The 25477-nt window shown below is 63.8% G+C and carries 23 protein-coding genes; 14 read left to right on the top strand and 9 right to left on the bottom strand.

The features are described from left to right. Window position 1: 1 nt before the first annotated feature. Together AWB65_RS27750 and AWB65_RS27745 are read left to right on the top strand one after the other, a co-directional pair. A complete protein-coding gene (locus AWB65_RS27750) occupies window positions 2–1069 on the top strand; it encodes a helix-turn-helix domain-containing protein (protein WP_087670218.1) in 1068 nt (355 codons plus the stop codon). After that, a complete protein-coding gene (locus AWB65_RS27745; RefSeq protein WP_087670217.1) occupies window positions 1050–1586 on the top strand; it encodes a PIN domain-containing protein in 537 nt (178 codons plus the stop codon). Before AWB65_RS27750 ends, AWB65_RS27745 begins: the two co-directional genes overlap by 20 nt. 43 nt (window positions 1587–1629) lie before the next feature. On the opposite strand, the gene AWB65_RS27740 is transcribed toward AWB65_RS27745, so the two are convergent. The 4 genes from AWB65_RS27740 to AWB65_RS27725 all read right to left on the bottom strand — a co-directional run bounded on the left by AWB65_RS27740 (window position 1630) and on the right by AWB65_RS27725 (window position 4639). Next, window positions 1630–2043, bottom strand: a complete 414-nt coding sequence (locus AWB65_RS27740) for an Hsp20/alpha crystallin family protein (RefSeq protein ID WP_087670216.1) — start codon at window positions 2041–2043, stop codon at window positions 1630–1632. Between the two features lie 25 nt (window positions 2044–2068). Further along, complete coding sequence (locus AWB65_RS27735; protein ID WP_087670215.1) at window positions 2069–2509, bottom strand: Hsp20/alpha crystallin family protein; 441 nt, start codon at window positions 2507–2509, stop codon at window positions 2069–2071. 257 nt (window positions 2510–2766) lie between these two features. Next, window positions 2767–3048 carry a hypothetical protein gene (locus AWB65_RS27730; RefSeq protein ID WP_235007793.1) on the bottom strand — a complete coding sequence of 94 codons (282 nt, stop codon included), beginning with the start codon at window positions 3046–3048 and terminating at the stop codon, window positions 2767–2769. 469 nt (window positions 3049–3517) lie between these two features. After that, window positions 3518–4639: a purine-nucleoside phosphorylase gene (locus AWB65_RS27725; protein ID WP_087670214.1), complete on the bottom strand. Its 1122-nt coding sequence runs from the start codon at window positions 4637–4639 to the stop codon at window positions 3518–3520. A 257-nt stretch (window positions 4640–4896) separates the two neighbouring features. Between AWB65_RS27725 and AWB65_RS27720 the strand changes: the two genes are divergently transcribed. Continuing rightward, window positions 4897–5262 carry a hypothetical protein gene (locus AWB65_RS27720; RefSeq protein WP_087670213.1) on the top strand — a complete coding sequence of 122 codons (366 nt, stop codon included), beginning with the start codon at window positions 4897–4899 and terminating at the stop codon, window positions 5260–5262. A gap of 602 nt (window positions 5263–5864) precedes the next feature. Further along, a complete protein-coding gene (locus AWB65_RS27710) occupies window positions 5865–6287 on the top strand; it encodes a type II toxin-antitoxin system HicB family antitoxin (RefSeq protein WP_087670212.1) in 423 nt (140 codons plus the stop codon). 7 nt (window positions 6288–6294) lie between these two features. Here AWB65_RS27710 and AWB65_RS27705 read toward each other — a convergent pair whose 3' ends face one another. Next, on the bottom strand, window positions 6295–6528 hold the full coding sequence (locus AWB65_RS27705) for a hypothetical protein (protein ID WP_087670211.1): 234 nt from the start codon (window positions 6526–6528) through the stop codon (window positions 6295–6297). Between the two features lie 173 nt (window positions 6529–6701). Here AWB65_RS27705 and AWB65_RS27700 point away from each other — a divergent pair, with 173 nt between their 5' ends. Both AWB65_RS27700 and AWB65_RS27695 read left to right on the top strand, forming a co-directional pair. Continuing rightward, window positions 6702–8267, top strand: a complete 1566-nt coding sequence (locus AWB65_RS27700) for a diguanylate cyclase domain-containing protein (protein ID WP_087670210.1) — start codon at window positions 6702–6704, stop codon at window positions 8265–8267. A gap of 52 nt (window positions 8268–8319) precedes the next feature. Next, window positions 8320–8559 carry a hypothetical protein gene (locus tag AWB65_RS27695; RefSeq protein WP_087670209.1) on the top strand — a complete coding sequence of 80 codons (240 nt, stop codon included), beginning with the start codon at window positions 8320–8322 and terminating at the stop codon, window positions 8557–8559. A 3-nt stretch (window positions 8560–8562) separates the two neighbouring features. Here the strand turns inward: AWB65_RS27695 and AWB65_RS27690 are convergent, their stop codons facing one another. Then, window positions 8563–9018 (bottom strand): response regulator, encoded by a 456-nt coding sequence (locus AWB65_RS27690; protein ID WP_087670208.1) that lies wholly within the window; start codon window positions 9016–9018, stop codon window positions 8563–8565. Between the two features lie 193 nt (window positions 9019–9211). Beyond that, complete coding sequence (locus tag AWB65_RS27685; protein ID WP_087670207.1) at window positions 9212–10042, bottom strand: alpha/beta fold hydrolase; 831 nt, start codon at window positions 10040–10042, stop codon at window positions 9212–9214. A 414-nt stretch (window positions 10043–10456) separates the two neighbouring features. Here AWB65_RS27685 and AWB65_RS27680 point away from each other — a divergent pair, with 414 nt between their 5' ends. Together AWB65_RS27680 and AWB65_RS27675 are read left to right on the top strand one after the other, a co-directional pair. Next, a complete protein-coding gene (locus tag AWB65_RS27680; RefSeq protein ID WP_087670206.1) occupies window positions 10457–11929 on the top strand; it encodes a circularly permuted type 2 ATP-grasp protein in 1473 nt (490 codons plus the stop codon). A 61-nt stretch (window positions 11930–11990) separates the two neighbouring features. Then, on the top strand, window positions 11991–13013 hold the full coding sequence (locus AWB65_RS27675; RefSeq protein ID WP_087670205.1) for an alpha-E domain-containing protein: 1023 nt from the start codon (window positions 11991–11993) through the stop codon (window positions 13011–13013). Window positions 13014–13029: 16 nt separating this feature from the next. Here AWB65_RS27675 and AWB65_RS27670 read toward each other — a convergent pair whose 3' ends face one another. Both AWB65_RS27670 and AWB65_RS27665 read right to left on the bottom strand, forming a co-directional pair. After that, window positions 13030–13836, bottom strand: coding sequence for a transglutaminase-like domain-containing protein (locus tag AWB65_RS27670; RefSeq protein ID WP_087670204.1), 807 nt, complete (start codon window positions 13834–13836; stop codon window positions 13030–13032). A 64-nt stretch (window positions 13837–13900) separates the two neighbouring features. Then, window positions 13901–15103: a zinc-binding metallopeptidase family protein gene (locus AWB65_RS27665; protein WP_087670203.1), complete on the bottom strand. Its 1203-nt coding sequence runs from the start codon at window positions 15101–15103 to the stop codon at window positions 13901–13903. A 197-nt stretch (window positions 15104–15300) separates the two neighbouring features. On the opposite strand from AWB65_RS27665, the gene AWB65_RS27660 reads away from it, so the two are divergent. The 6 genes from AWB65_RS27660 to AWB65_RS27635 all read left to right on the top strand — a co-directional run bounded on the left by AWB65_RS27660 (window position 15301) and on the right by AWB65_RS27635 (window position 25308). Further along, on the top strand, window positions 15301–18753 hold the full coding sequence (locus tag AWB65_RS27660) for a transglutaminase family protein (RefSeq protein ID WP_087670202.1): 3453 nt from the start codon (window positions 15301–15303) through the stop codon (window positions 18751–18753). A 53-nt stretch (window positions 18754–18806) separates the two neighbouring features. Then, window positions 18807–21383 (top strand): circularly permuted type 2 ATP-grasp protein, encoded by a 2577-nt coding sequence (locus AWB65_RS27655; RefSeq protein ID WP_087670201.1) that lies wholly within the window; start codon window positions 18807–18809, stop codon window positions 21381–21383. Continuing rightward, window positions 21380–22303 carry a transglutaminase family protein gene (locus AWB65_RS27650; protein WP_087670200.1) on the top strand — a complete coding sequence of 308 codons (924 nt, stop codon included), beginning with the start codon at window positions 21380–21382 and terminating at the stop codon, window positions 22301–22303. Before AWB65_RS27655 ends, AWB65_RS27650 begins: the two co-directional genes overlap by 4 nt. Before the next feature lie 145 nt (window positions 22304–22448). Next, complete coding sequence (locus AWB65_RS27645; protein WP_087658899.1) at window positions 22449–23546, top strand: ABC transporter substrate-binding protein; 1098 nt, start codon at window positions 22449–22451, stop codon at window positions 23544–23546. Between the two features lie 5 nt (window positions 23547–23551). After that, complete coding sequence (locus AWB65_RS27640; RefSeq protein WP_087658898.1) at window positions 23552–24469, top strand: ABC transporter permease; 918 nt, start codon at window positions 23552–23554, stop codon at window positions 24467–24469. Beyond that, the gene (locus AWB65_RS27635; protein ID WP_087670199.1) at window positions 24466–25308 is read left to right on the top strand and encodes an ABC transporter permease; all 843 of its coding nucleotides are present in this window, start codon (window positions 24466–24468) and stop codon (window positions 25306–25308) included. Before AWB65_RS27640 ends, AWB65_RS27635 begins: the two co-directional genes overlap by 4 nt. Window positions 25309–25477 lie beyond the last annotated feature (169 nt).

The raw sequence follows: 25477 nt of genomic DNA, 5'->3' as shown, positions 1-25477 counted from the left end.
GATGATCGGTCAACGGCTGAACCGGGCGAGGAAAGCGGCGGGGTTGTCGTTGCGCGAATTGGGCGCGCGTGTCGGTCTGACTCACGCGGCCATCAAGAAATACGAAGACGAGCAGGCGACGCCAACGTCGGCCACCCTCCTCAATCTGGCACGCACGCTTAACGTACGAATGGAGTATTTTTTCCGGCCGGAGACTGCGTCGCTAGATCGCATCGAATATCGCAAACGCAGCAGTTTGCCGAAGAAACGGCTCGACGCCATCGAGCATGAGGTGATCGACCAGATCGAGCGACGCATCGAACTGGAAGCGCTGTTTCCCACGCCGCCGGTTGCCGCGTTCGCGCCGGTCGAGGGATTGCCGGACGTCATTGACGACGCGTCCCAGATCGAACATGCAGCCGAGGCGGTACGCGACGCATGGGACTTGGGCTACGACCCCATTCCGGACCTGATCGACGTCCTGGAAGCGCGCGGTGTGCGAGTTTTCATGATCGACGCCAATGCCGACGCCAAGTTCGACGGGCTTGCGGCTTCGGTCAACGACATGCCGGTGATCGTCGTCGGAAGCAACTGGCCCGGCGATCGGCAGCGCTTCACGCTCGCTCACGAGCTAGGGCATCTCATGCTGGCCGGCCGTATCGGCGCGAGTTTCGATGAGGAGACGGTGTGCAACCGGTTCGCCGGCGCTTTCATCATTCCGCAGCATTCGGTGATTCAGGCGCTCGGTGCGCATCGCAGCGTCATCGAGCCCAAGGAACTCTCGCTGCTCAAGGAAGAATTCGGATTGAGCATGGCGGGTCTTTTGTATCGCGCGCGCGATCTCGGTATCGTGACCCCCGCGTGGCGCGATGAGCAGGCGAGGCTCTTTCGCAACAAGGGCTGGCATGTCGCGGAACCCGGAAAACGCCATCCCGCCCAAAAGGCGCACCTGTTCGAGCAGATGGTTTTCCATGCGCTCGCGGAGGGTTATATCGGCGAATCGAAAGCGGCGGAACTGCTCTCGATGTCGCTGAGCGCTTTTCAGGCCGAACGAGCACTGGAGGGCAGCGATGCTGCTGCTGATCAGTGACGCCAACATCCTGATCGACATCGAGGTGGGCGGCTTGACCGCGCCGATGTTCAGTCTCGACTATCGGTTCGCGCTGCCCGATGTGCTGTTCCATGAGGAGCTGGCAGAACAGCACGGCCATCTGCTTAACATGGGACTCGAAGTTCTCGAACTCGACGACCGGATGGTGATGCGCGTTGCCCAGTTCGCACGCAAGTACAAGCGTCCAGGTCGCATCGACTTGTTCGCGCTGGTGCTGGCCGCCGAAGAGCGCTGCCCGCTTCTCACCGGCGACCGCGACCTGAGAGCAGCGGCTGAAAGCGAGCGTATCGAAGTGCGCGGGACGCTTTGGCTGGTTTCGGAAATGGTGAGGGCGGGGAAGATTTCCGCTCTGGTTGCACGGGCTGGGTATCGGCAGATGCACGCTCGTGGAAGGCGTCTGCCATGGAGTATCGCCGAACGAATGCTGTCTGAAGCCGAAGCCGAGCAATGCATTTCGAACGCAGCGGTATGGCGCATCAAAGCGCCGGCGGAATAAAAAGCCGGCCATCGCCAAAAGACGATGGCCGGTCCATCCACCATCACTCAGCCCGAATCTGCACCCGACGCGGACGCGCTTCCTCGCGTCGCGGGATGCTCAGCTTCAGCACGCCGTTCTGCAGATTCGCATCGATTCTCGACGTGTCGAATTCATCGCTCAGCGTGAACGCGCGTGCGAATAGCGGCGCGCGAACCTCGACGTGATTCAGTCTGATGTTGTCCGGTGTCGACACGGCGGCTTCGGCTTCGATATATAAACGCCCGTCGTGCACTTTCACATCGAGCTTCTCGCGCGGCACGCCGGGAAGATCGGCCCACAGCGTGACGCCGTGAGTGTCCTCGATGATATCGACGGCCGGCGTCAGCGTGACACGCCGCGCGCGATCATCGTTGCGTCGCGCGACTTCACCCGCGTTACCCGCGTTGCGTTGAGCGACTTGTGTGTTCTCGTTCATGGCTTTCCCTCAAGTCTGGTATCGGTTACTGGATGGTGATCGCGCGCGGCTTCGACGCTTCACGCTTGCCGACCTTGATCGTCAGGCAGCCGTCCGCGTAACGCGCTTCGACCTTGTCCGGATTCACGTTTTGCGGCAGTTCGATCACGCGGCGGAACGCGCCGTGAAAGCGCTCCTTCGCATAGGTGCGCGTTTCGCCGCTCGCGCCTTTATCGTTCGGCTTGCGCTCGCCGCTGATCGTGAGCGTGCCTTTGTCGACGGTCACTTCGAGCGCGGCCGGATCGACGCCGGGCGCGAACGCGACGATCTCGATCGACTCTTCGGTGCTGCCGATGTTGAGTTGCGGGAACGCGTCGGTGCGGCTCGAGCGGATGCTCGACGGCGCATTGCCGAAGAGCGCCGACATCTGGCGCTGCACGCGTTCGAGGTCTCCGAGCAGATCGCTGCCGAAGTAGAAGTCACTCATGATTTATCTCCGCGTTACATGTCCGTCGATGAGGACGTTGGTATCAGAAAGGGGCTTGACGCGAATGTCGTCGTGCCGTTCTGAAACCGAGATAGGATCTGCGCGGAAAGTTTCAATATCACTCGAACGTTATTTTCGGGTGATGTCGATATAAAGGAGGGGAGGGCTTGAAATGCGTCTTGGTGGCCTTATTTGGCTATGTCCGCTTGCGTGGCCATAAAAAGGGACGTGCTGTTCTGCACGTCCCGATGTTGCGCTTACTGGCCGAAGAAAATGTCGCAGTTCTGCGCGGCACCGCAAGCGCCTTGACGGCGCGCGGAGGCCGACATGCTGCGTGTATCGGTCGCGCCGCCATAGGACGTTTCATTCGTCGATGCCGCTTGCGTCGGGGCTTCCTGCGACATGCCCGACCCGGGGGCGGCTTGCATCGGCCGCATGGTTTGCACGAGTTGCTGCGCTTGCTCGGGCATCTGCGCAAGCGCTGCCTGAGCGACGAGAAATCCCGCTGCGGCGGCGGTGGCGATGAGTTTTGCGTTCATGATGGGCTCCTGAGGTATTTGATTGCGTCGGTCGTGTCGGATCACTCTTCGCGCGAGAGCGAAGGGATGGCGCCTGTCAGGCACAAGAGACTGCTGACGATGAGCGGCCGGCTTTGGCTAACGCCGCGCACAAGTTGAACCTCATGCATGACGGCAAGCACGACACTAAAGTTATAGACGCCGCCAGCTAACGTATAGTCCTCGTCAAGCGGGTATTCGTTTGGGGGGAGGGCATATGGAGATGTTACTTACTTGCTTGAGTGCGTGACGCAAAGGCAGTGATTCGCGTTCGCCAGGTGATTAATTCAGTGCTTGCCGCCAGGACTTGAAAGGAAGTCTATTAGCGTTGCTGCTATTCAAAGCAACGCTAATAAATCGAAGCAAAATTCCTGAAGAGCGTGGGCGCATTTATTGATTCAGGCCAACTCAGCTCAAGGACCCGCGACCATACTCGCGCCGCCCCAGGAACTTATCGTGCGGGCACGCCATCACACCACTCGCCCCAATGCGTGGCGATATCCTGCACGAGTGGATTGCCCGCGCGATACAGGTTCTCGATGGCCGGCGCAAAGCCACCTTGAGTCGCATAGTTGACGAGATTGTCGGCAGCGGATTGCCCTTCATACGGACGATCGAAATCCGAACCCGAGCGCAGCGCCGCGACACGGTTCAAATCGACGCGACCCGTACTTGCCGCGCGCTTGAGCGCTTCGTATGTCGCGTTGTCCTCTTGCTGCGTCGTGCAGTAGACGCCCTTGCCGTCGGTGAGTTGTTTCGTCCAGACGCGCGCCCGCTCGCCGATATATTTGCCCGACCACCACGTATCGCCCGCGAGCGTATCGCACTGGATCACCTTGGGCGCGCGGTTCGCCGGCGCGTAGTCGAATTTCGCGCGCGCCGTCTGCGCCTCGGCGCTGTCCGACAGCGTCACATTGCGCGACAGCGCGAAAGCCGTGTCGGCGAGCTTCGCATTCAGCGCGAACACTTCCGTCCGGTAGTCGAGCGGCGGCTTCTGATCGGGTGTCTTCGTATTGATGCCGAGGAAGCCGCTCGGCCAGCTATCGGGTTTCTCGCGCGCATCGATCTCCCACTGAATGCCGAAATCGACGAGGTACTTCGCCCACGCCGCCGAGCCGATCGTGCCCTGCTGCGGATCGATGCCGGCGATGCCCGCGATCATGAAGTACGTGCGGCGCAGGTCGAAGCGATCGGAGAACGTGAGCGCCATCAGCGACGCCGCCGCATTCGTGTGGCCCATGCCGGTCGTCATCACGCAGATGTCCTGCCGGTTGCAATGCACATCGGGATAGTCGGGCGACAGGCCCGGCACCTTGATGGCCTTCCACGGTCCGAGACGATCGAGCCAGACCTGTCCTTCCGGTCCGAACATCGAGATGATCATGACCTTGACGTCGCGGCCTTCGCCGCCATGATGCCGCTCGAATCGGGAGCCGCCGGAGTCTTGCGCAAACGTTGTCGTGCAAGCGCCGAAGGCGAGCGTGGCGGCGATCGCGACCGCGCTCCTTGCGATGAGCACCCGGGACGAGCGGCGGAGTGGCAGGCTCTTCTTGGACAGCGCAATCGCATTCATCGGTGACTCCGTGAGGTTGGAAAGCACGAGGGACGGGCCGGATGGCACGGGGGATTATAGAAGCGAAAAAAGTTCGGGCGGGCGGGAAATCGAAGACGGATGGCGCTTGCGAGACTGGACGATGCTTGAGCCTTACGACGCGCATCCGTCGAAACGCCGCACGCCGCTCTTTTTTGAGAGGGTGTTGTCCGCAGACGACGGAGTCCACAGCCAAGCCGGGCTATGATCCGAACACCTCATCCGTGAGCGAGGGGCGCGTGCCGACGGACATCAACGAAATAGAAGCGTGGACGCTGCAGCGTGTCATTTCATCGGCGATGGCGCTGGCCGATACCGGCCGCTATCACGATTTCACCGACATCGACTACGAACTGCGCTTCGAGCGCGGCTGGCTGCAGGCGCGTGGGCTGATCGACGAGCGTGAGATGCGCATGTTGCTCAACCGGCGATGCGCTGACGCGCGAGAGGCGCTGCCGCAGCCTGATAAACCATCGGCGCAGGAAGTCGTAAGCGAGCCGGAGGTGATCGAAAGCGCAAAGCCTTCGATGATCCGGCAGGCGTTCGCACTAGTGTCGGCCTTGATGCCGTCTCCCACGCGGTGGAGGCACGGGCGGACCGCGTGAGCGCGATGGGCTACTAGTCGATCGACGAAGTCGCTACCTTCGTGAAATCGGGATTAGTGACGTTCAATTTCATAACAGTGAATGGCCTGGCGCCCATCCTGCTCGCCGGATTGCCGTGCTTTTGCGGTACTCCCTACTGTTTGTCGTGCGTCCTAGTAGCAACCACGATTGCGTCCTCCTGAGTATTCCGAAACGCGCTTCGCGCTGAGCAGGACGTCCTTTTAAACAATGATCCCCACGGTAGCTGACCACACTCTCAACGATTTGATCTCTGCATCGAATTAGGCGCGCCAAACTAACACGCAACGTTACACATTTCATCTGATGTAAACATTTATGATTACAGTGATAAAATGCAAACGATGCGAGGGGAAGGTGAAGCAAAGTGAATTCAAGAGATGGCTTGCCCGGCAGGGCGCGATGTTCACTGAGGGGTCGCGCCATACGAAAATCTTCTTGCATGGGCGGCAGTCGGTGATGCCCCGGCACCCCGGTGCCTAACTTGGCGACGTGACCAGAAAGCTCATTCTCAGACAACTCGGCATCAAATGAAAGTGGGCGGCGTAAGCTGCCCGCATCCTGCGACGAATACAGGAACCACCATGTTCAGATACCCCGTCCGCCTGATTCCTGACGGCACTGGCTTCGCGGTCACATTCCGCGATATACCCGAAGCGATCACATGCGGAGAGACGCGCGAAGAAGCGATTGAGATGGCCGCCGACGCGCTTGTTACCGCGATGGATTTCTACTTCGAAGACAAGCGCGCAGTGCCACCGCCGTCGCGGCCGAAGCGCGGCGACGTGCTGATTGAACTGCCGGCGAGCGTCGCAGCAAAAGTGTTGCTGCTTAACGCGATGGTCGCGCAAGAGGTGACGCCCGCCGAACTGGCGCGCCGTTTGAACACGCGGCGGCAGGAGGTAAACCGCGTAATCGACCTTGGCCACGCGACGAAAATCGATACGATTGCCGCCGCCCTCGCGGCATTGGGCTTGCAACTGGAGATCACCGCTACGCCCGCGTGACCCACCCCTAAAACAACTGTTCCTCCAACGGCAGCAGATTTCGCCACTTCACCGCAGTCCTCCGCTCCACGCCATCAGCATGGATCGAGCGGATCATCACGCGCTGTCCGCGTGCTTCGCCCAGCACTTCGGCGATGCGGTCCTGATAGCGCATGAGCGCGCCGCGCAGCGGTTTGCGCTTCGAGCGCGCGCGTCCGGGTGAATCGGGCATGGCGGTGTAGAAGGGTTGCGACGCCGCCATTTTAGCCGCCGCGTTTCCCGAGCGCCGCTGCGGCATAACCGTTACCATGTGCGCTCGGCCACACGGCGCCGCTATCCGCCGTCGTTAAAGAAACCGCCGGCCCGCGCCGTAAATATGGTTAGCGGCGGCTCCGGTGCGGCCTCTCGGAACCCTCGTTCGGACACGGCCACCGTATGTCAGGCAACACCTCCCTCCTCGATTCCATTCTGGCGACGCCGCCGACCGAGGACGGCCAGCAAATCACGCCCGCCATCCGCAGTGCCCTCCTCTCGACCGTCCTAGAAGACCGTCGTCCGCTGCTGCTTTCGGGCGCGGCGAGCATGTTCGTCGCGCTGGCCGCAGCCGTGCGCCTGTACCAGTGGTGGCCGCTTCTGTGGCTGGCGCTCGATCTCGCGATCCTCGGCGCGCGGCTCGGCGTCGTGCATTGCTATCGCGTGCGAAGCCGTCCGGCGGCGCTTCACCCCGGACCGTGGGCCGCGCGCTACACGCCGTTTGCGCTCGCCGCGTGCTTGCTCTTCGGGCTCGGCACGATGGGCTGCGTGATGTCGGGCGACTATGTGCTCGCCGCGCTCGCCATCATGGTGACAGCGGGCATCCTCGGCGGGATCGCGTCGCGCAACGCGTCGCTGCCGCGCCTCGCGGTCGCGCAGGTGTGCCTCGGCGCGGTTCCGATCGGCATCGGCGCGGCGCTCGCCGACGACACCGCCTGCTGGATCCTCGTGCCGCCGCTCTTTCTGTACATCGGCGCGATGGCGTCGGTGGTGCAGCGCCACTACAGCGGCCTGGTCGGCCTGATGACGGCCGAGCAGCGACACGCGGAACTCGCGGCGCGCTTTGACGCCGCGCTCGCCCACATGCCGCACGGACTCTGCACGATCGATGCGGACGGCCGTGTCGTCATCGCTAACCGGAAGGCGGCGGAACTGTTCGGCGCGACCGTCGAGATGCTGCGGCTCAACGTGCCGCTGCCGGAGTTCATCGGCTACGTGGGGCTCGCGAAATTCGGCGAGACGCTGCGCTCGCAACTCGTCGAGCGTTGCACGCAATGGCTCGCGGACGAACGCGCGCCGCTCGACCTCAAGCTCACCGACGGCCGTCATCTGGAGATGACGCGCAATCCGGTGCCCGACGGAAGCGAGGTCGTCATCATCGAGGACGTCACCGAGCGCAAGAAGTCGGAGGCGAAGATCCTGCACTGGGCGCATCACGATTCGCTGACGGGCCTGCCGAACCGCCGCTACCTGAGCGACCACGCGGGACGGCTGATGGCCGGATGCGCGAGCGGCGTGGGGCATCGCGTGACGGTGATGTACGTCGATCTCGATGGCTTCAAGGACGTCAACGATTCGCACGGCCACAATGCCGGCGACGAAGTGCTGAAGCAGGTCGCGGACCGTCTGCGCAACGTGATGCGGCGCGGCGAACTCGTCGCGCGGCTGGGCGGCGACGAGTTCGCGGTCGTCGTCACGCAGACGGGCGCGTCGTCGAGTGACGTGCTCGCCCAGCGCATCGTCAAGGAACTGGGCGCGCCGTATGTGCTGTCTTCGGGTACGCGGGCGGTCGTGTGCGCGAGCGTCGGCATCGCGGTGGCCGAGAAGGGCGAATCGTTCGATCAGGTCCTGAAACACGCCGACCTTGCGCTCTACGACGCGAAGGCGGCCGGACGGGGCGTCGTACGCTTGCGCGGCCCGCGGCAGACCCCGGAGGAAGCATCGGCGCTTTTCGCGCGCGAGCCTTGAGGGTTGTGTTTAAGATGCGCGTGAAAATATCGAATCGGAATCGGGAAGAAATATGCGGAAGAAGAGTCAGGGATTTGCCGTTGTAGCGGTTCTGGTCGGCGTCGCCGTGTTCGCAACGCTCATGATCGTGAGCTACGGAGGCGGCGGCAAGCACGCGCAGGTGACCGATCCGGGCACCGTCGAAAGAACCGTTGCCGCGAGCGATGCGGCTCCCGCTGGCTTCGCACTCACGCCGCAACCGCAGCCGCCATCGCAAGAGGCGACGAGCGTCGCCCAGCATCGCGCCAATTGAACCTCAGCGCGGCGTCCCGGGCGCGAAGGCTTCATCGAGCAGATCGGTCATTTGCCAGACGGCGCACGGCCGCCGGCAATGTCCGTCGTAGCCCGCCTCCTTCAGCAGATTAACCGGCTCCTCCGGCAAAAACCCGCTCATCGCGATGATGTGACTCGCCGGTTCGTCGTTGATCGCGTGCAGTTCGCGCACGAGCGCGTAGTTGCCGCACGCGCCGATGCGCGTGTCGAGAAAGATCACCTGCGGTTGCCACGTTCGAACGATCGTTCGTAGCGACGCTACGTCGAGCGCGTACTGCGTGGCAAATCCCTTCAGCGCAAACAACGATACGAGCGACTCGCCGAGCGCCTTGTCGGCATCGGCGACGAGTACGCGTTTCGACTTCGACGTGTTGCGTTTGTGCTTGCGATTCCAGAGTGCATATCGTGCCAGGCTCGGTTCGGACGCGCGATTGTTCACGTAATCCTCGTCAGGGTCGGGGATGGCATTTTTAACTTCAACGGATGCCGTTCTTGTGCATCGCAGCAGCATCGTGCACCAGCTTGGATGACGAACGCACTGCGCCGGGGCATTTATCGGGGGCGCGGCCCGTCTGGACGTGCGCGCCGCTTTCAGGTGGGTGGGAAATGCACTATCTGGGCCAGGGTCGCGTTCAGGTTTCCGGCTGCATGAAGGCAAGCAACTCTCCGACGATCGCTTCCGGCGCGTCCTCCTGCATCAAATGACCTGAGCCAGCCACCCGCGTGAAGCGCGCGCCCGGAATCATCGCCGACAGCATTTCGCCGCGCTCTATTGGAATCCAGCCGTCCTCCTCGCCCCACAGGATCGATACCGGGCAACGCAGCGTCCCGTACCTCGGCTCGACTTCGTCGGTGTAGCGCTGGTCCATCTGCGCGATCTGCCGATAAAACGCCGCTTGCCCCGTCGCCCCCGTCCACGGCGACGAATGGATGCGCAGCGTCCGGGCATCGAGCGGACGGTGCACGGCGCCTTGCAGATAAGCGTCGAGCATCGCCTGATGGATGTACGGCGGCACACCCGCGAACGCCGCCTCGTGCTGGCGCACGTGTCGCACGAACGGTGAACCCCACGGCGCGACCGCGACCGGATCGATCAGCAGCAGCGACCGGTATTCGCAGCCGTTCAGGAGCGCGGCCCGCAGCGCCGTCGCGCCGCCGAAGTCGTGGGCGACGACGTCGGGCCTTTCGATCCGCCAGTGCGCGAGCAGCGCGGCGAGGAGCCGGTTCTGCACGCCGAGCGACACGTCCTGCCCATCGCGCTGCTCCGATATGCCGTATCCGAGCAGGTCGAAATAGAAGACGCGCCGCGTGCGTGCCGCGATGGGCGCGATGCGTCGCCACACTTGCGACGAAAACGGCGTGCCGTGGACGAACACCATCGGCTCGCCAGACCCGATCACGCCGAAGCGGACCATCTGGCCTTCAAAGTCGAACGATTCTGGCAAAGAGAGCGCGCCGGTCATGAGTGCCTCGGTCAGGGAAATTGACGAACATTAAGGATAAAGCGAAGCCGGGTGCACACCATGCCCCGTGCTGGTGCATCGGTTTAATTACACGCGATCCACGGTCGCTGGTGCAATCCGCTGCGAGCCAAGCCGCGTCTGCGCCGCCCCTTATGAACACGTTGGCATGGCGCGCTTGTTGCTTTAACCAAAGAGTTAAATCGACCGGACGCGGCGATGGATGGCGCAACGCGTTGTGCATCGCACGTTCTCGCTCTTTTTGTCGGGGAAGAATATGTGCATCGCGCTTTGGGCACGCGCCGCACATGAAGCGCCGGCCCCAAGCCGGTGCACCGGTTGCGCGCGTACTGAAGCCAGGCAGGCACAAGAAGGCCGGAGTCGATCCGGCAGGCACTTCACATGGAAGACCGGTTTATGACGCAAGCATTCTTCAACGAGATGTTCGAGCGATCCGACTTGCAGGCGGCCGGCGTGCCGCCCGCGGCATTTCGCGGTGCGGGCGATCCGCGCTCGCACTACCTTGAATTCATGAACTGGCTCGCGACGCAAAGCGAGCAGCAGATCCGCAACAAGCGCGCCGAGGCGGACCTCAACTTCCGGCGCGTCGGCATCACGTTCGCCGTGTATGGCGCGAAGGACGAGCCCGGCGTCGATGCCGAGCGCACGATTCCCTTCGACGTGATCCCGCGCATCTTTCCCGCCGCTGAATGGGCGGCGCTCGAACGCGGCCTGCGACAGCGCGTGAATGCGCTCAATCGCTTCATCCACGACGTGTATCACGAGCAGGAGATCATCCGCGCGGGCATCATTCCCGCCGAGCAGATCCTGAACAACGCGCAGTACCGGCCGGAGATGGTCGGCGTGAACGTGGTGCGCGATATTTATGCGCATATCGCGGGCATCGACATCGTGCGGGCGGGGCAGGGCGAGTTCTACGTGCTCGAGGACAACCTGCGCGTGCCGTCGGGCGTGTCGTACATGCTCGAGAACCGCAAGATGATGATGCGGCTCTTCCCCGATCTTTTCGCGCGCAACCGCGTGGCGCCCGTCGCGCACTATCCCGACCTGTTGCTCGATACACTGCGCGCCGCCGCACCCGATGGCGTCGACAACCCCGGTATCGTCGTCCTGACGCCGGGCATGTACAACTCGGCGTACTTCGAGCACGCGTTCCTTGCGCAGCAGATGGGCGTAGAGCTGGTCGAAGGGCAGGACCTCTTCGTCGATAACGATCACGTCTACATGCGCACGACGCAGGGTCCGCAGCGCGTCGACGTGATCTACCGGCGCCTCGATGACGACTTCCTCGACCCGAACGTCTTCCGCGCGGATTCGACGCTCGGCGTGCCGGGCCTGATCGCCGCGTATCGCGCGGGCAACGTGTCGCTGTGCAACGCGGTGGGCACCGGCATCGCCGACGACAAGTCGATCTACCCCTACGTGCCGGACATGGTGCGCTTCTACCTCGGTGAGGAACCGATCCTCAACAACGTGCCGACGTGGATGTGCCGCAAGGCCGACGATCTCGGTCACGTGCTCGACAACCTGCACGATCTGGTCGTGAAGGAAACGCACGGCGCGGGCGGCTATGGCATGCTCGTCGGGCCGGCATCGACGAAAGCAGAGATCGAGGCGTTCCGCGCGGCGCTCGTCGCCAATCCGGCGAAGTACATCGCCCAGCCGACGCTCGCGCTCTCAACCTGTCCGACCTACGTGGAAGCGGGCATCGCGCCGCGCCATATCGACTTGCGGCCGTTCGTGCTGTCGGGCAACCAGGTGCGCATGGTGCCGGGCGGACTCACGCGCGTCGCGCTGCGCGAAGGGTCGCTCGTCGTGAACTCGTCGCAGGGCGGCGGCACGAAGGATACGTGGGTGCTCGAGCGCTGAGACGCTGGAAAGAACACGTCGGACCATTCAACAAGAGTCGAACAAGAGGACCGGACCACCCATGCTGAGCCGTACCGCGGATCATCTTTTCTGGATGGCGCGCTATACCGAGCGCGCCGAAAATACCGCCCGGATGCTCGACGCGAATTACCAGTTGTCGCTGCTGCCCCAATCCGACGAATACGCGGAACTGGGATGGCGCGCGATGCTGTCGATCTCCGAGCTCTCCGGCGATTACGCCGCCGGGCATCAGGGCATGAGCAACCGCGACGTGATCGATTTCATGGCGCGCGACCTGTCGAATCCGTCGTCGATCATGAGCTGCCTGCGCGCGGCTCGCGAGAACGCGCGCGCCGTGCGCAGCTCGACCAACAGCGAACTATGGGAAAGCCTCAACACGACGTGGCTCGATGCGCAGCGCCTGCTAGCCGACGGCGTGCTCGAACGCGATCCCTACGAGTTTCTCGAATGGGTCAAGTTCCGCTCGCACCTGTCGCGCGGCGTGCAGCTTGGCACGCTGGTGAAAGACGACGCGTTCTGGTTCATGCGCCTTGGCACCTTCATCGAACGCGCGGACAACACGGCGCGCATTCTCGATGTGAAGTTCGAGATGCTGGAGCAGCGCGCGGATACCTCGGCGCAGCCGTTCGATTATTACCACTGGACGGCGGTGCTGCGTTCGGTGTCGGGTTTCGAGGTGTATCGCAAGGTGTATCGCGATGTGATTACGCCCGAGCGCGTCGCGGGGCTGCTGATTCTGTACGTCGACTGGCCGCGTTCGCTTGCGGCGAGTATCGCGGAAGTGCAGCACCTGATCGGACGCGTGATGAACGGCCGCAGTTCGGAGACGTCGAGGCTCGCGGTGGCATTGTGTCAGGAACTTGCCGAAGGCCGTATCCAGGACATCATGGATAGCGGACTGCATGCCTATCTCGTCGATTTTCTTGCACGTGTGAACGACCTCGCGAGCCGCATCAGCCGTGACTTCCTGGTGCCGCTTGCACCGGACCCAGGCGCTCAGTCGCAATCGCAGTCGCAAGAAGGGCAGACGCAGAAGCTGGAATCTGTGCCGCCGGTGCCGTGAAGCCGCGGCAACGCGTTCAGGAATCCGGTTCGCAGACGACCAGAAAGCTGCGCAGCAGCGATGTCCCGAACGTGTTGCTGATCGCGACATCGGCGGCATCGCGGCCGCGTGCCATCAGGATGCGTCCTGTGCGCGGCGCGTTGTTGCGCGGGTCGAACGTGTGCCACGTGCCGCCGAGATACGCCTCGAACCACGCGCAGAAGTCCATCGGCGCGTAGGGCGGCGGCAGGCCCACGTCGCTGATGTAGCCGGTGCAGTAGCGCGCCGGAATGTTCATCGCGCGGCACAGCGCGACGGCGAGATGCGCGTAGTCTCGGCAGACGCCCACGCCGTCCCTCCAGGTTTCGAAGGCGGTCTTGGTCGGCCGTGCGCAGTTGTAGTCGAAGTGAATATGGTTGTGCACGTAGTTGCAGATCGCCTGCACGCGATCGCGCCCGAGCGGCATTTGGCCGAACATCTGCCACGCGGCGTTCGACAGGAGATCCGTCTCGCAATAGCGGCTACCGAGCAGGTAGACCATGCACTCGTCGGGCAACTCTTCGATGCTGTGCTGATAGCCGTTCAGGTCGGGCAGCTCGTGATGCGGCGGGACTTCGAACACGCCGCGTGCGGAGAGCGTGAGCACGCCGGGCGGCGCGGTCAGCCGCGTGCAGAGATTGCCGAACACGTCCTGGTATTGCCGCAGCGGGACGAGCGGATTGGTATAGATGTGATCCGGCACGAGCATGTCCTGCGCACGCGAGTAATGCGTGTTGAGCATCAGCAACATCGGCGTTGGCTGCGGACACTCGAAAACCAGTTCGTAACCAACGCGCAGTCTCATCGAAGTGCCCTTTCAGGTTGTGCAGGATGAAGATCACAAAAGATGCCGCTCGCGGCTTTTGCAATCAAGCAACTGCTGTACCACCTTCCGGGTTCGCTGCGGCGTCCACGGGAGCGGGCGCGTCCTGGACAACGTCCGCTTGCGCAACTTCGACGCCAGGCTCGCTGATCTGCTTCTGTACCGGCTCGTGCGACGTTTCGCCCGCCTTCGCGATCACCTTATGAACGAAGCGCAATTTGTCGATGACCGCAGGCGCGAGCGTGAACGGATACGCGTCCGCGAGACCCAGGCTGCGATTGAGGCTGTTGAGCGCGTATGTCAGCGGAAACCAGCGCTTCATCAGGTTGTCGAAGGTTTCGCTTTCGATCGGCGAGCTGTCGGTGAGGGTCGGCTCGTTGTCGTCGTCGGGCTTGAGTTCCAGACCGCATGCGGCCGCCGTATCGATCGTATCGACGATGTGCAGGTAGTGCGCCCACGTCTCCGCCCAGTCCTCCCACGGATGCGTCGTCGCGTACGCGCTCACGTAGGACATGTCCCAGTCAGCGGGCGGTCCCGATTCGTAGTGCGCCGCGAGCGCCTCGCCGTAGTCCGCGCGCTCGTCGCCGAAGAGTTCGCGAAACGGCTCCTCCCACTGCGTGCCGGTGATGAGGCGGTCGAAATAGTAGTGGCCGATTTCATGCCGGAAATGCCCCAGCAAGGTGCGGTACGGCTCGCCCATCTCCATGCGCGTTTTCTCGCGATGGGCGTCGTCGGCTTCGGCGATGTTCATCGTGATGAGGCCGTTGTCATGCCCGGTCAGCACTTTCTCGCCGACGCCGCCATCTTCCATGAACTCGAACTGCAAGCCGGTGACCGGGTCGCTCTTGCGCGACTCGACATGCAGCCCGAGCGCGGCGAGCGCGTAGAGCAGACGCCGCTTGGCCGTTTCCAGCCGATACCAGTAGACGCGGTTCTCCGGCACGGAAAGATTGGGGATCGTGTGATTGAGGTTGCACGCGGGACAGAGCACGTCCGGGGAATCGGCGGGCATCATCCAGTTGCAGACGTTCTCCAACGCGTAGTTATTGCATTGTTTATAGAGCGCGCCGTTCGCGCTCGCATGGAGATTGACCCAGAGCGGCACGCCTTCGCCTTCCTGGGCGGCCGGCTCGAATGCGCAGACCTCGGCGAGCTCGGGCACGTAACCGAGCAGCGCCGCGCAGGATTCGCATTTCACGTTTTCGAAGAAGACGTGCTGTTGGCAGCGATCGCAGTGAAATGTTTTCATGGTAGACAGTGGGATAAGGACAGAGGGCGGTCTGACCGCTGTCAGCAAGGCGCGTGCCGCGTATTTTTGGTGGCTTTGCACACGGTGAACCGTCCAGTGACTTTTAGCATTCGGTAAATTGTCCGCCGCAGGTTGAGACGTACAATCCGCCAGAACCGCAACGGCGTCGTTGCTAATAATTCGTTGAGGAGCCAGGTGTGTCGATCCGAGTCGCGCTGAACCACATCACGCACTACCGTTATGACCGCCTCGTGGCGCTGGGGCCGCAAACGCTGCGGCTGCGGCCCGCACCCCATTGCCGCACGCCGATCGTGTCGTATTCGATGCGCGTCGAGCCGGCCGATCACTTCATCAACTGGCAGCAGGACGCGTTCGCGAACTACCAGGCGCGCCTCGTCTTTCCGGAGAAGACGCGCGAGTTCAAGATCACGGTTGATCTAGTCGTCGAGATGGCGGTGTACAACCCGTTCGACTTCTTCCTTGAGCCGAGCGCCGAGGATTTTCCGTTCAAGTACGAGCCACACGTCGCGGAGGAACTCGCGCCGTATCTCGTCAAGCGCGAGATGACGCCGCGCTTCAAGGCGTTCGTCGACAGCATCGACAGGACGCCCGCCGGCACGACCAATTTTCTGGTCGAACTGAACCAGCGGCTGCAGCGCGAGGTTGCCTACATCATCCGCATGGAGCCGGGCGTGCAGACGCCCGAGGAAACACTCGAGAAGGCGCTCGGCTCCTGCCGCGACACGAGCTGGCTGCTCGTGGAGACGCTGCGGCAACTCGGCCTCGCGGCGCGCTTCGTGTCGGGCTACCTGATCCAGCTTACGCCCGATCAGCGCTCGCTCGACGGCCCGAGCGGCACCGAAGTCGATTTCACCGACCTCCACGCGTGGTGCGAGGTCTATCTGCCGGGCGCGGGGTGGATCGGCTTCGATCCGACGTCGGGGCTGCTCGCGGGCGAAGGGCACATTCCGGTCGCGTGCACGCCGGAGCCGGGCAGCGCGGCGCCGATTTCGGGCGCCGTCGACAAGAGCGAAGTCGAGTTCGAGCATTTGATGTCGGTCGAGCGCGTGCTGGAAACGCCGCGCGTGACAAAGCCGTACAGCGAGGAAGTCTGGGCCGACGTCCAGGCGATGGGCGCGAAAGTTGACCAGCGTCTGGACGAAATGGACGTGCGCCTCACGATGGGCGGCGAGCCGACCTTCGTCGCGGTGCGCGATCGTGACGCCGCCGAATGGAACACCGACGCGCTCGGGCCGACCAAGCGCGGCTACGCGGTCGGCTTGATGGACAAGTTGCGCGCGCGCTACGGCGAGGGCGGCTTCCTGCATATCGGCCAGGGCAAGTGGTATCCGGGCGAGCAACTGCCGCGCTGGGCGATGTCGCTCTACTGGCGCGCGGACGGCGAGCCGATCTGGTCGAATCCGTCGCTGTTCGCCGATGAACGCGAGCCCGGCAACTACACGCCGGCGGACGCCGAGCGCTTCATCACGCACCTGACGCAGAAGCTCGCGCTCGATACGAAGCACATCCAGCCGGGCTACGAAGACACGTTCTACTACCTGTGGCGCGAGCGTCGTCTGCCGGTGAACGTCGATCCGTTCGAATCCGAACTCGACGACGAACTGGAACGCGTGCGTCTGCGGCGCGTGTTCGACGCGGGTTTGTCGAAGGTGACGGGCTACGTGCTGCCGATCACGCGCGAACGCGACCTGCCGATGCAGCCGCCGCGCTGGGTGAGCGGCCCGTGGTTCTTCCGCGACGACCGCATGTACCTGATCCCGGGCGATTCGCCGATGGGTTACCGGCTGCCGCTCGAATCGCTGCCGTGGGTGAGCAAGGGCGATTATCCGTACCAGCACGCGCACGATCCGTTCGCGCCGCCGGCGCCGTTGCGATCGGCGGCGGAACTGCGGATGCAGTATGGCGGCGGGACGCTGGCCGAAGGCGATGTCGGCACGGGCGAAGGTGCTACCAATGCAGCGGGAGTTGCCGGAGCAGCAGCAGGACCGGCCACCTCCGCGCAGGCATCACGTTCGCCCTCGCGAGGCGAATCCGCGTCATGGATTCGACGCACGGCGCTCTGCGTCGAAACACGCGACCCCGCGCGCGCGGCGGGGCCGAAGGTCGAAGCCGAAGCGTTCGGCAGCGGCAAGAGCCTCTTGCACGTCTTCATGCCGCCGCTCACCGAACTCGACGATTACCTCGACCTGATCGCCGCCGTCGAAGCGACTTCGGCCGACCTCACCATGAAGGTGATCATCGAAGGCTATCCGCCGCCGCGCGACGTGCGCCTGAAGATGCTGCAGGTGACGCCTGACCCGGGCGTGATCGAGGTGAACATCCATCCGGCGTCGAACTGGGACCAACTCGTCGATCACACCGAGTACCTGTATCAGTCGGCGCACGAGACGTATCTGAGCACCGAGAAGTTCATGACCGACGGCCGCCACACCGGCACCGGCGGCGGCAATCATTTCGTGCTCGGCGGCGCGACGCCCTCCGACAGCCCGTTCCTGCGGCGCCCGGACCTGCTCGCGAGCCTGATCGGTTACTTCATCAATCACCCGTCGCTGTCGTACCTGTTCTCCGGGCTGTTCCTCGGGCCGACCAGCCAGGCGCCGCGCGTCGACGAGGCGCGCAACGACCAGCTCTACGAACTCGAACTCGCGTTCCACGAACTGCAACGCCAGCTCGATCGTCTCGGCGGCCGAGAAGGCGCGCGGATTCCGCCGTGGCTGATCGATCGCACGCTGCGCAACCTGCTGATCGACGTGACCGGCAATACGCACCGCGCCGAGTTCTGCATCGACAAGCTCTATTCGCCCGACGGCCCGACCGGCCGCCTCGGCCTGCTGGAACTGCGTGGCTTCGAAATGCCGCCGCACGCGCGCATGAGTCTCGTGCAGCAACTGCTGCTGCGCACGCTCGTCGCGCGCTTCTGGGACAAGCCGTACACGACGCGTCTTACGCGCTGGGGCACGGAACTGCACGACCGTTTCCTGCTCGGCACATTCATCAGGATGGATTTCGACGACGTCATCGCCGAACTCAACGAAGCGGGTTATGCCTTCGACGCCGCGTGGTTCGCGCCGCACTTCGAGTTCCGCTTCCCGCTCGTCGGCGCGATCCAGACGAGCGGCATCGAGCTGACCGTGCGTAACGCGCTCGAACCGTGGCACGTGATGGGCGAGGAAGGCTCGGTCGGCGGCACGGTGCGTTACGTGGACTCGTCGGTGGAACGGCTCGAAGTGCACGTGCTTGGTCTCAATGACAACCGCTATGTCGTCACCGTCAACGGCGCGCCGCTGCCGATGCAGCCCACCGGCCGCGCGAGCGAGCACGTCGCGGGCGTACGTTTTCGGGCGTGGGAGCAGTCGTCGGCGCTGCATCCGTCGATCGGCGTGGATGCGCCGCTCACCTTCGATGTCGTCGATACCTGGAACAGCCGCTCGATCGGTGGATGCCGGTATCATGTATCGCATCCGGGCGGGCGCAACTACGCGACCTTTCCGGTCAACGCCTATGAGGCGGAGAGCCGCCGGCGCGCGCGTTTCTTCAAGACCGGACACACGCCGGGACGCATGGAAGTGGGCACAGCACAGCGCAGTCTGGAGTTTCCGTTCACGCTCGACCTGCGCCGCCGACGGTGATCTTTTCACTGAGACGGCAGCGGCGGCGACTCCCTAAACCAAAAAAGTCAAACTTGGCCGTTCAAACTTCACTCCCTTTCGAAGAAGTCGCGGACCGCGCGAAGGTGTCGTCGCCATTGCGTGCGCTCCCGGTGAGGGAAGGGCACTGGGACGAACTGCGTGACGAGTCGGGCCAGTTGCGCGACATCTGGCGGCGCTTCTTCGACCTGCTGGGCGATGAAGGCATCGCCGGGCTGGATCACGCGGTCGAGTCGGTGGCGCAGCAGGTGCGCGACAACGACATCAGCTACAACGTCTACGCGGACAACGGCGAGCCGCGTCCGTGGGCGCTCGACCTGCTGCCGTTCATCATCGACGAGGCGGAGTGGTCGGTGCTGGAGCGCGCCGTGAAGCAGCGCGCGACGCTGTTGAACGCGATCGTCAAGGACGTGTACGGCCCGCAGCGCCTGCTGCACGAAGGCTTCTTGCCGCCTGCGCTCGTGTTCGGGCATCCCGGCTATCTTCGTTCGGTGAAAGGCTTCACGCCGCCGGGCGGGCAGTATCTGCAACTCGTCGCGGTGGATCTCGCGCGCGAGCCGAGCGGCGCGTGGGTCATCATGGCGCACAAGACCGCGGCGCCTTCGGGGCTCGGCTACGCGCTCGAAAACCGGCTGATCGTCGCGGGCACGTTCGCCGATCCGTTCCGCTCGATGCGCGTGCAGCGGCTTGCGCCGTTCTACTCGCGGCTGATCGCGTCGCTCGTGGAAGGCGGCCGCGCGACGATGGCGGGCGAGGAAGGCTCGCCGCACATCGCGCTTCTCACGCCCGGCCCCTTCAGCGAGACTTTCTTCGAGCATGCGTTTCTCGCGCGCTATCTCGGCGTGACGCTGGTCGAGGGGAAGGACCTCACCGTGCGCGACGACAAGCTGTTCCTCAAGACCTTTGCGGGCCTGGAACGCGTGCACGTGCTGGTCCGCCGTCTCGACGACGCCTTCTGCGACCCCGTCGAGTTGCGCGCCGATTCGAGCATCGGCGTGCCGGGCCTGTTGCAGGTGATGCGCGCGGGCAACGTGATGGTGTCGAACGTGCCCGGGTCGGGGTTCGTCGAATCGCCTGCGTTGCACGGCTTTCTGCCCGCGATTTCGCATTTGCTGCTGAACGAACGGCTCGAACTGGCGAGCGTGCCGACGTGGTGGTGCGGCGAAGAGGCCGCACGCGAGTCGGCGCTGGACTCGCTCGACGAGGCGTTCGTGATTCCGACGTGGCCCGGCGTCGAACTCGACGGCCACAGCCCGCGCGGTTTCGGTGACGGGCTCCAGCCGCTGGAGGCATGGAAAAAGCGCATCGAAGCGATGCCCGACGCCTTCACGATCCAGGAGCTGTTCCCCGGCTCGCACGCGCCGCGCTACGAAGAGAGCACGATCGCGGGACGCTCGTGCGTGCTGCGCGTCTACGCGATCGCCGACATGGACGGCGGCTGGTCGGTGATGCCGGGCGGCTTCACGCGCCTCGGTGCCGAACGCCAGCCGTCGGTATCGATGCAGTACGGCAGCAGCAGCGTCGATACGTGGGTGCTGTCGAGCCATCCTAGCTCCACCTTCTCGCTGCTCCCCACGCCGATGACGCCCGACGATCTCGTGCGCAAGCATCGGACGGTATCGAGCCGCGCCGCGGAGAACCTCTTCTGGGCCGGCCGCTACGGCGAGCGCGCCGAGAACAACGTTCGGCTCGTGCGCGTGATTCTCTCGTCGCTGGAAAGTAACGACGCCGAAGGCATGCTTGAGACGATGGTCGATCTCGCGTGGCAGTCGGGCCTGCTGCCGCCGGGCGCGCCGAAGAGCGGGCACACGGCGGCGTCGCTGGAGCGTCTGCTCGTCGCGAATCTCGGCGAGGGCAGCGCGGCGGCGAGCATCGGGCAGAACCTTGCGAGCCAGGCGCGCGCAAGCGGCGAGATTCGCGGACGCCTTTCGACCGACCACTGGCGCACGATCCTCGCGGCGCGCAATGATTTCCGCGATGCCATCGAGGCGCTGAAACCGCCGCGCGGCGTTGAGCGCTACGACCGCGTGATGCTCACGCGCACGCTCGAAACGCTCGCGGCGCAGTTGCTCGCGATCAGCGGCGCGCAGGGCGATCGCATGACGCGGGACGAAGCGTGGCGGCTCGTGTTCGCGGGGCGTCATATCGAACGCGTCGCGACGATGGCGACTTACCTTCGCACGGCGGCGAAGCACGGACAGATTTCGACGCCCGCCGCGTTCGATCTCCTGCTGCAACTCTTCGACAGCACGCTGACGTATCGGTCGCTCTATCCGGGGCGCTTCGAGGTGCCGCCACTGATCGACCTGCTGGTGGTCGAGCCGACGAATCCACGCGGGCTTTACGGCGTGTACCGTCGGCTGTGCGCGAAGCTCATCGAGATTTCGCAGGCTGCGGGCCGAGGCACGCACAGCGATTTCAGCCAGGCGACGCGTCTCGCGGCATCGCTGCCGGATCTCGAAACGCTCTGCACGACCGATGCCGAAGGCACCTACGCGGAACTCATTTCCACCTGCGACGAACTCGAGGACAACGCGAGCGCCGCCGCCCACGAAATCAGCGCGCGCTTTTTCAGCCACGCGAAGACGCAATCGCTGCAGGTGTCGTCGTGACGATCGAGAAATCCATCCTGTCCGTGTCGCACCGGACCACTTACCGCTACTCGACGTTCGTCGAAACCGCACAGCATCTCGCGACGATCCGCCCGCAGAACACCGCGTGGCAGCGCGTGATCGCGCACGAGGAAAGCATCGAGCCGGAGCCGTCGTATATCAACAGCCGCGTCGATGCGTTCGGCAACGACGTGCTGTACTTTTCGCTGGAATCGCCGCATCGCTCGCTGCAGATGCTGAGCGAGACGACGGTGGAACTCACGCCGCGCTGGGCATCGCTCGATCCCGCCGCGACGCCCGCGTGGGAAAGCATCTCGGCGAGCACGCGTTTCAGCGCGGGCGCGCCGTTCCTGCCGGAGACGGAGTTCTGCTTCGCGTCGCCGAATATCGGGCTCAGGCAGGACTTGCAGGATTACGGGCTCGAAAGCTTTTCGGAAGGGCGGCCGCTCGCCGAGGGCGCCATCGACCTGATGCACCGCATCCATGCGGATTTCGCATACCGGCCGATGTCCACTTCATACGATACGCCCGCGCATCAGGCGTTTGAACTGAAGAGCGGCGTGTGCCAGGATTTCGCGCAGGTGATGATCGGCTGCATGCGGGCGATCGGCCTGCCGGCGCGGTACGTGAGCGGCTACCTGCGCAACGATCCGCCGCCAGGGCAGGTCAAGCTGATCGGCGCGGATGCGTCGCACGCCTGGGTGTCGGTGTTCTGCCCGGGCAGCGGCTGGATCGACCTCGACCCGACCAACGACGTCCTCGCGGACCTCGATCACATCACGCTCGCGATCGGCCGCGATTACAGCGACGTGTCGCTGCTGAGAGGGCTGATTCTCGGCGGCGGGTCGCATCGCGTGGATGTTGGCGTGACGGTGCTCGGGCTCGACGCGCCCGAAGAGGAAGCCGCTTCCGACACCTGAAGCATTCCCTTCAATCACAGCCAGTAGCCATGCGCCCAACGCATGGCAACCATGACGATATTTCGCTTGCGGGCGTATTTTGGCAAACCTACCTTGCTCGTGCGCGCCGACCATTCTTGCGGCGGCATCGCTCAAGGAGACTGACGTGCAATCGATCAAACGTGGCAGAAGAGACGCGCTCAAGACCATCGGTGCGGGACTCGCCGCATCGGTGTTGCCCGCGCCATTCATCGCGGCGCGCGCGCAGCAAACCCAGAACTTCTCGGGCAAGACGCTGCGCCTTTTGACGTGGTCCGACGACACCGGTCTCGCCGCGCTGAAGAACATCGCCGCGACGTTCACGGCGAAGACGGGCGCGAAGGTCATCGCCGACCGCGCGGACGGCACGTCGGGCATGGTCGCGAAACTGAAGGCCGCGGGCGACAAGCCGCAATACGACGTGATCACACTCGCGGGCGTCGGCGCGTCGGGTCTCGCGGACGCCGGCCTTCTGACCAAGCCCGATCCCGACAAGCTGCCGAACCTGAAGGACGTGCCCGCGTCGTATCGATCGGGCGCGAACGGCTTCGGCGTCGGCTATCTGTTGTGGACCGACGGCCTCATCTACAGCACGACGACGTTCAAGCAGGCGCCGACGACCTACGAAACGATGTGGGACCCGAAGTACGCCGGCCGCATTTTCCTGCCGCCGCCGGAATGGGTGGAAGCGGTCGACATGGCGATCATCGCGGCGCGCCTCGATGGCGGCTCGCAGCAGAACATCGAACCGGGCTTCAAGAAGCTGGCGCAACTGAAGGACCGTGTAATGACGCTCGGCGAGAATCCGAATCAGGTGGCGGACCTGTTCCGCACGGGGTCGCTCGATATCGGCGGGATCTATTCACCGGCCTTTTTCCCCGACGCGATCAGAAAGCCCGAGTACAAGATGGGCGTGACCTACGGCATGAAGGAAGGCTTTGCCGCGCAACTGATGTTCACGGTGATCCCGAAGGCGCATCCGGGTGACATCGATTTGATCCACGCGTTCATCAATCATTCGCTCGACGCAGGCGTGCAAGGCAAGATGGCCGCCGACGTGCTGAACGGCCCGGTCAATTCGAAGGCCGTGATTCCGCAGCAGAGTCTTGCGCTCGTGCCGAGTCCGAAGCTGATCGCGGACAAGGCGATCCTCCACGACGACAAGGCGCTCGCCGCCGTGCACGATCAGTGGATCAAGCGCTACACCGAGATCTTCTCGGCGTGAACCCGATGACCGCGCTCGACACGGAGCACGCCGCGCCGCCCGACGACGATCCGCTCGTTCGGCCCGCGGTGATCGGCGGCGGGAGCGTGCGCGCGTGGCTGCTGCTCGCGCCGATCCTTTTCTTCCTCGCGGTGCTGCTCGCGGCGGCGCTCGTCGTGGTGCGAATGAGCTTTGGTGCGCGCGGCGACGAATGGCACGGCTTCACGCTCGCGAACTACGTGGCGCTGGCCGAGCCGTATTTCGTGCGCTCGATGCTGCTCACGTTGCGCCTCGCCGCCGAGAGCACGGTGTTCGCGGTGCTGCTCGCGATTCCGGTGGCGCTGGCGATGGCGCGTGTGCAATCGCGGTTCGCGCGGCGTCTCTTGCTCGCGGGCGTGCTGCTGCCGCTGCTCGTCAACCTGCTGCTGCAAGGGTACGGGTGGCTCGTGATCCTCGGGCCTGCGGGCTTGTTGAACCGGATGATGCTCGCGACGGGGCTGATACATCGGCCGGTGTTGTGGCTGTATCGCGAGCAGGGCGTGTTGCTTGGGCTGATCCAGACTGCGTTCCCGCTTGCCGTGCTGCCGTTGTCCAGCGCGTTGCGTGCGATTTCGCGCTCGCACGAGGAAGCCGCCGCGACGCTCGGCGCCACGCGCTTGCAGATTCTGCGCGACGTGACGTTGCCACTCGCGATGCCGGGATTCGTCGCGGGTGCGCTGCTCGTGTTCGCGTACAACGTGAGCGCATTCGCGGTGCCTTTGCTGCTCGGCGGACGGCGTGTGCCGATGCTCGCACTGCTCGTGCACGATCAGGTCGCGCCGTTGCTGAACTGGCCGGCGGCGTCGGCATCGGGGGTTGCGCTGATGGCGGCCGCGCTCGCGGTGATGGCGTTATCGAAGACATTGACGAAGCGCGTGCACGGCATGCTGGGAGCGAGGCGATGAGCACGATGGGTTTTACGAGGCGCTTGCCGGGCGAGCTTGGGCGGGCGACGAGCGTGCTTGCGACGATCGTTCTCGTGCTGACCGCGGCGCCGATCATCACGATGATCGTGATGTCGTTCGGCGCGTCGGGCACGCTCGAATTTCCGCCGCAGCATTTCGGCTTGCAGTGGTATCGGGCGGCCTGGCACAACTTCGTATCGCCGGATGCGAGCGATGTGCTTTCGATCGGCGAGGCGATGAAGACGAGCATGATCGTCGCGGTATCGACGATGTTGATTGCGACTGCCGTATCGGTGCCGGCGGCTTATGCTTTGAATCGCTATGAGTTTCGGGGCAAGGCGTTCGTCGAGCAACTCGTTGCGTTGCCGCTCGTGTATCCGATGGTGATGCTTGGGCTTTCGCTGCTGCTCGTGTTCAATGCGCTGCCGGTGGAGCTGGGCGTCGTGCGGCTCATCATCGCGCATGTGATTCTCGCGCTGCCGTTCACGGTGAAGAATTGCGCGGCTTCGGTTGCTTCGATCGGGCCGGAGTTCGAGGAGGCGGCGACCGTGATGGGGGCCTCGCCGCTGCGCTCGCTCGTGGATGTGATCCTGCCGTTGATGCGGCCGGGCATTCTTGCGGGAATGCTGTTCGCTTTCATCGTCTCGTTCAACGAGTTCACGGTGACATTCTTTCTCTACAACATCGATACGATGACCTTGCCGGTCTGGCTTTATAGCCGCACGGTTTCTTCGCTCGATCCTACGGTGTTTTCGTTTGCCGTCTTTATCGTTGTGATCGACTTTGGGCTTATCTGGATGCTTGAGAAGCTGGTAGGAGATGCCGGCGTCGCGGTGTGATTTTTTGCTGGCGCTTGGGGGTGGGGGTGGGGTTGGTGTGTGAGCCGTCTGATGCGCTTGTGCTCCGATGGAACTTGCTTTCTTTTCGGTCTATTCGCTCTGCCCCTGTCCGGGGCGGGACTCACTTTCTTTGCTGCTGCAAAGAAAGTAAGCAAAGAAAGCAGCTTCC

This window comes from Caballeronia humi, assembly GCF_001544475.1.
In the GTDB taxonomy this organism is placed as follows: Bacteria; Pseudomonadota; Gammaproteobacteria; order Burkholderiales; family Burkholderiaceae; genus Caballeronia; species Caballeronia humi.
Note: the sequence above shows the minus strand (reverse complement) of the source record. Positions and strands in the feature narration are given on the sequence as shown.